The sequence below is a fragment of the Roseibium sp. genome (assembly GCF_025698965.1).
Lineage (GTDB): Bacteria > Pseudomonadota > Alphaproteobacteria > Rhizobiales > Stappiaceae > Roseibium.
Genome location: NZ_JAILWL010000402.1, coordinates 1 through 6101, shown reverse-complemented (window position 1 = coordinate 6101; position 6101 = coordinate 1). Strand labels below are relative to the sequence as shown.

The 6101-nt window shown below is 51.3% G+C and carries 3 protein-coding genes and 2 pseudogenes; 2 read left to right on the top strand and 3 right to left on the bottom strand.

Translation table 11 applies throughout. The features are described from left to right. A pseudogene (locus K5905_RS25175) lies at positions 1–255 on the bottom strand (polyisoprenoid-binding protein); the annotation flags it as partial. A gap of 1392 nt (positions 256–1647) precedes the next feature. Here K5905_RS25175 and K5905_RS25170 point away from each other — a divergent pair. Together K5905_RS25170 and K5905_RS25165 are read left to right on the top strand one after the other, a co-directional pair. Continuing rightward, a complete protein-coding gene (locus tag K5905_RS25170; RefSeq protein ID WP_297589242.1) occupies positions 1648–2187 on the top strand; it encodes a cytochrome b in 540 nt (179 codons plus the stop codon). A gap of 128 nt (positions 2188–2315) precedes the next feature. Continuing rightward, positions 2316–3072: pseudogene (locus tag K5905_RS25165) on the top strand (IS6 family transposase). Positions 3073–3695: 623 nt separating this feature from the next. On the opposite strand, the gene K5905_RS25160 reads toward K5905_RS25165, so the two are convergent. Both K5905_RS25160 and K5905_RS25155 read right to left on the bottom strand, forming a co-directional pair. After that, on the bottom strand, positions 3696–5060 hold the full coding sequence (locus K5905_RS25160; protein ID WP_297589239.1) for an HlyD family type I secretion periplasmic adaptor subunit: 1365 nt from the start codon (positions 5058–5060) through the stop codon (positions 3696–3698). Between the two features lie 128 nt (positions 5061–5188). Then, positions 5189–6101 (bottom strand): peptidase domain-containing ABC transporter (locus K5905_RS25155; RefSeq protein ID WP_297589234.1); only part of this gene is annotated, 913 nt, incomplete at its 5' end.

Sequence of the window (6101 nt, the reverse complement as noted above, 5' to 3'; positions counted from 1 at the left end):
CTTTTCCGGCCTGTTCTGGTCAAGAACCATCTTTCCAGATATTTGACTAAACTTGCCCATGATCGCCCGCCCCCCAAGGACACGGACTGTGAACTGAGTATCAATTTTCCCGGGTGAGAGGTTGTAGGTGCCCGAAATCGAGCCTGATACGGCACCAGAAGTTGTATTGAGAAGTGTACCCAGGGCCCCAAAAATAAGCACGACAACCAGAACCAGGAAACGGGTGATGAAGTCTAGAGCGCGGTGATTGGTCACTTAACAGGTCCTCTCTGCGGACAGTCGACGGATACCTCAAGGTCGACCGAAATCTCTCATTTTTTTGCGTTTCGATACCATCTGCCAAGTATTTGAATCACAACACTCCGGAAAAAATGCACAGGCTGGAGATGAGCGAAATCTTCCAGAGGCTTGCCTCTCACGTTCAATTCGGAAACAGCAGCGCAATCAACCCTGCGCGATACGTATTGGTCGCATACATTGTGCAGTATCAATATTGGTATAGGTTTGAGCCTCCACAGTGATTGCCGTGAGTATGGAAGTTAAACTGGGGAAATTGTCCCTACTCAAATAGACAGAAACCAGACTGGTTAGACTTAATGGAATCAAAGCAAATCAAGTCTTCGTCATAGATGTAATGAGATTTTGCCTGGACAAGATTGTTCGGTTTAGATTTCATGAGGAATTTAAGGCGCAAGGCGTTAGTAAAAATGTGAGTACTCACAACGTATCCCCTAAATGAACCAACCAAGATGAATTTCGCGTTTGCAACAACGACGTTATTCCAAGGGTAATTATTATCCGATTATTACTGTGTGGTAATTTCCGGGTGCGCTCAATTAAGCGAATTTGTTCTTGTTTAAGCTAATTTTAGCTCACCAAAGAATTGGCGGGTGTCGGCCATCAATCTCGAGGCGTTCGCTATGTGGCTATTGGGTACTTCTGAGAATTTGTTGCCTTTTCCTGCAAGGTCCCGATTTGGCCAATTGCAGTTAGTGTTCCGACTTAAGGCGCTTTTGCCAATGAGATTTAAAATCTGAAATCGATATGGCAAATACGTTTGAAATCAGTCAACTGGATGGAGATAGCATCCGCACTGCCGTTGACGCTCGAAATCGATCTGACCTGCCGCGCACAGCCAAGGCTGAAGCCCGGTATAGTTAAGGCAGTTCGATGAAATTTGAGGCACGTGGACTTACAGATTATCTCATACGGCGGCCATACGGTAGTTCGACAAGAAAGTCCCATGGTCGACGTTGCCCCGATATTGAAGAGATGCTGAGCATTTCCAGACGGGTAAAGCACGTGCTGAAGAACGCCTAGGAGGCATCTAGTTGGACGTTGTGAAACAGTGCGCTCAACCGGTACCATTAGAAAATAGATCCAATAGGCGTGATAGTTTTGATCAAGTTAAATAGAGGCGTATGTCTATTGATCGAGCCGCGTTGATAGATCCATTATAACTGGCGTGAGCCGGTTTTCTGCCTTTCAGAAAGTATTAAAGGGTAAGGCAGAATACAACGTGCAAAAGAGCGTGTAATGCCGAGAAGTTGATTTTGGGGACTGGATCAGGGTCGACACCGGCGTCGGAAACAAGCCGCTGTCTTTCGGTCACAGGCGGTATTTCCTTGTTAAAATATGGGAACAGAGATGGCCAAATGTATCAGCTCAACACCGTTATATTCGCGCTATGACACAGCAACCCGCCTTTTGCACTGGTCTATTGCTTTGTTTGTTCTCCTAACTTGGCCACTCGGATTGATGATTGGCTATGTAAAGCAGGCAGTCTTGCCGGAGTTTTATATACTGCATGAGGGCATCGGCTTTATTGTATTGTGGCTCATGCTGGTTCGTGTCGGGAATAAACTTTTTTCGAAGAAATTGCCGGCAGAGGGACCGGCGATCTTACGTTTGGCAGCTGGTTGCGTGCATGGCCTTTTGTATGGTTTTCTCATTATCATGCCGGTATCCGGCTTTCTGGCGACCAATGCCCACGGTTTTCCTCTCAACTGGTTTGGATTGATCAATGTTTGGAGTCCAATTGGAAAGTCGCCAGACATTGCCAGGGATCTAAGCGCCGTCCATGAATGGAGTGCCTGGATTCTGCTTGTATTGTTTGCCCTGCACGTCGGAGCGGTGCTGATGCATCATGTGGTCAAGAAAGATGAGACGCTCTATCGCATCCTGTGAATTTACATCAGGTGGGTGGTAATTTGCTTTCAGGAACTGGAGTTGCCAGTCATTCAGAATAGGGTTCTTTTTTGCAATTTATTGTCCATGGTGGGAGAAGCGTATTTTCAGAGTGGGCAGTTGATTTCATGAGTGCACTCAAAGGCCGTCATTTCAGCAGCAAGGTCGTGTTGTGGGCGGTTCGCTGGTATTGCCGGTATCGAATCAACTACCGGGATTTTTAACAGATAATCGCCGAGCGCAGTGTACGAGTTGATCATCCACGACCACCGATGGGTTCGAACCTATGCTCCTGAGATGGAAAAACGGCTGCGCTTGCCATGGCGCCGTCCGGTCCCATGCCGTTGGCGGGTCGATGAAACCTACGTCAAGCTCCGCCGGAAATGGACGTATTTCTATCGGGCCGTACACAAATTAGGCAACACAATTGATTTCTACCTCTCGCCCACCGGGAACAGCGAAGCGAATTCCGGGGAAAGCCTTGAGAGCGCTGGAAGCGCCGGGGCCCCTCACGATCAATACAAACAAGGCGACGGCTTATCGCGCGGCCATTTAAGAGTTGAAATCGGAAGGCAAATGCCCCGCAACAAACGAGCATTGACAGGTCAGGTATCTTAACAACGATGTTGTTGAAGCCGACCACGGCAAGCTGAAACAGCTGATCAGGCCCGCACGGCGGCTTCAAGACCCCGAAATCGGCCTTCACGACGATCAAGGGCTTTGAGGTCATGCGTGCCGAGCAGAGCTCAGGTAGACATCTTCAACTTCTCAAACGATGCCCTTAGTGAGGCCCGCATAGTCGAAAGGACATTTGGCATCGGTCCTTGTACCCTCTCCGAGGCAGTGACTATGCTCGAAAACTATCTTCAGGATGTCAAAACTTGAACCGGAGTGTCGGTACAGGCCGAGAGTTGTCCAAATTCAAAAATTGCAACAGAGCCATCGATAATGCCAGATTAGCAATTCGCTGTTGCTTTGAACGGTGTCCTTGCGGTTGATCATAACGCTCTTGACATCGATGCGCGCAGAATAGTGACCAGCTCCGGTGACACGATTATGGGATCTGCTTCTGCCGATAGTGGCAGCGTAACCGTTACTGGTGGAAGTTCCACCTGGACGACATCCGGAGAGGTGGATCCGGAGACAACGTTCTCCCTGTCAGACAGCGTCCCATTCGGAGAAATCGAGGCACCTATCGCGGAATTGGGAATTGACAGCAATCTGGCCGACAGAGTGGTTGCGGGCGCCTCCTGCAGCGGCTGCAACGGTGAAGGAACAACCCGTTCACTGCTTCGAAGTCAGCCTCTAGGCAGGGAACATACAGCCTCGCGCCTAACTCAGATACGCCCCTCCACCGCAGCTGATCGCAGGCACGCTGGTTGTTTTCACTCAAACGTACCCAGCAACTCACCTCGGATAAATCTATCCCTGCATGTCAACACAACGACATCGATCCATGCTGAATACAGTCTGGCCACAAAAGTCGGAATAACTGCCATCTAACATACCTAACGCTCGCGCAATGTTTCTGAGACCGATGCGCGAATTGGTGAAAGGAAATAATCCAGGATCACGCGATCACCCGTTCGAATGTCGACGGCAACCTGCATGCCGCTGGTGATGGGATAGGTATTTCCCTCGACTTCAAGCGAATTAGCCTCCAGTGAGATGTCGACTGTATAGGCCGGCTGACGCTCTCCCTCCAACATAGTGCTGTCGGGACTTATTGCTGTGATTGTCCCCTCGATATGACCGAAACGAGTAAAAGGGTAGGCATCAACCTTCACCGCAACACTCATCCCCTCGGTTACAAAGCCAATATCGCGACTGGGTAGACGTGCCTCGACGATCAAGTTGTCGTCGGGTAGCAATGACATCACGGCTACGCCCGCCTGCGCAACGGTTGCTCCCATGGAAACACCGATTTCAGACACGGTACCCGATCGAACCGCACGCACTATTGATCGCTCAGCTGAAGTGGCAAGCTGCTCCCGTTCCAGGAGTGCTATTGAACCAGCCTGCTGCGCCTCCAGCAAAGCTTCCACCGCCGTATAGCGCGCGCCCTGTCGACGAGCCTCTCGAGTAGCGACGAGGGTTTTGATCTGCGCCTGTATATTGACGAGATCCCCTTGCTTTTCCAAGAAGACTTCTTCTTGTTGGTGCAGTGCAATTTGAACTTCCAAGAATTGGGCCCGACGTACCAAACCCCTCTCCGCCAGAGCAGCTAGATTGGCCTCGTGCACGCGGTAAACCGGTAGAGTAAATCTACGCTTCTCCACCGCATCGCGGGTGACTTCCAGTCGTGTCTCAAGCTCACCAATCTCGACCGTGAGTTTGTCGATCTCGGCCTGGTGAGCGGCAAATCGTGCCTGAGCCTGCGTTTCGAGTAAACTGTCGAGCCTGGGTGGAAGAATGAAGTCCGCCAACCTGTTCTCAATCGGCGCCCCCAGCAACTCCAACAAACGCGCATTGATGCGTGCAGTCATGGCGTGGCGCATTAAGCGCTCCTCGATTTGGCCTTGACGTGTAACTATCTCCCGCTCGTCCATGGTGAAGAGGATATCCCCTTCCTGAACCTGGTCGCCTTCTTGGACTGAAATCCGCGCGATTGTGCCTGATATTCTGGCCTGCACCGGAACTGCTCCGCCAATAGGTCGAATCGTACCGGAGGCGACAGCGACAATATCTACCCGCCCAAGCATCGCCCAGACCACCAGTACGGTGAAAAAAGTGGCGATGATATAGACGAGTAGTCGCCCGGCGGGAGAGGCTGGACGGTCCATCACCTCCAGCAAGGCGGGCATGAATTCGTAGCTGTCCCTTGAACGCTGCCGTTGAACAATCGGCGCTTCCTCTCGTTTCGCAGCAGACATCACATGAGGATCAGGCCTGGGCAAAGAAGGGTGAGATGCGGCTGAATGCTGCGAAGTATGAGCCGTGTCCCGGTCTTGTTCAGATTGCCGCCGAGTGACAGATGACGGCAGAGCAATTCGAAAATGTTTCACCCTGCCTGCTCCGCAACTAGACCAGCATAGAGCCCGCACTGGTTTACCAGCTCATTGTGAGTGCCTTGCTCTACAATTCGGCCGCGGTCAAAAACCAAGATTCGATCCGCGTTTCGAACAGTGCTCAACCTGTGCGCGACCAACAAAACGGTGCGGTCTTTTCCGAATTTCCGCATGTTCTTTCGAATTTGCCGTTCCGAATAATAGTCAAGAGCCGAAGTTGCCTCATCGAAGATAAGAATTGGAGGGTCAAGCGCGAGCGCCCGGGCAATGGCAATACGTTGACGCTGACCGCCTGAAAGATTCATGCCTCGTTCCTCAATAATGGTCTCATAGCCCCGCGGAAGCTTGACGATGAACTCATGCGCAGCGGCAAGGTCGGACACTTCAATCACTTTGGACATCGGCATTGTGGGATTGCCAAGCGCGATATTCGCCTGAACGGAGCGGTTGAACAGAATGTTGTCCTGAAGAACGACTCCGATTTGCGAGCGCAACCATGAGGGATCGACAAGTGACAGATCGGTCCCATCGATCAGGACCCGGCCTCGTTCTGGAGTATACAAACGCTGTACGAGCTTGGTCAGAGTGCTTTTGCCGGATCCTGATGCGCCAACAAGTCCTATGCTCTGTCCAGGTTGAATTTCAAAGCTTACGTCGCTGAGCACTTCTGGCTCGTCCTGCGCATAGCGGAAAGACACATTTTGAAAGCTTATCCCGCCCTTGGCAGCAGGCAGGTTGACCGTGGGGGCGTCTGATCCAAGTTCGGTCGGGCAATTTAGGATGTCGCCGAGACGGTCGACAGAAATCCGGGCTTCCTGAAAATCGCGCCACAATTGGGCCAGTCTCAGGATGGGGCCGTTCACATGGCTTGCAAACATGTTGAACGCGATCAACTGACCGATGGTC

Bases quoted from the DNA above. Each gene is read 5' to 3' on its own strand.
- K5905_RS25160 (WP_297589239.1), bottom strand. From the start codon at position 5,060: ATGTCTGCTGCGAAACGAGAGGAAGCGCCGATTGTTCAACGGCAGCGT.
- K5905_RS25170 (WP_297589242.1), top strand. From the start codon at position 1,648: ATGGCCAAATGTATCAGCTCAACACCGTTATATTCGCGCTATGACACA.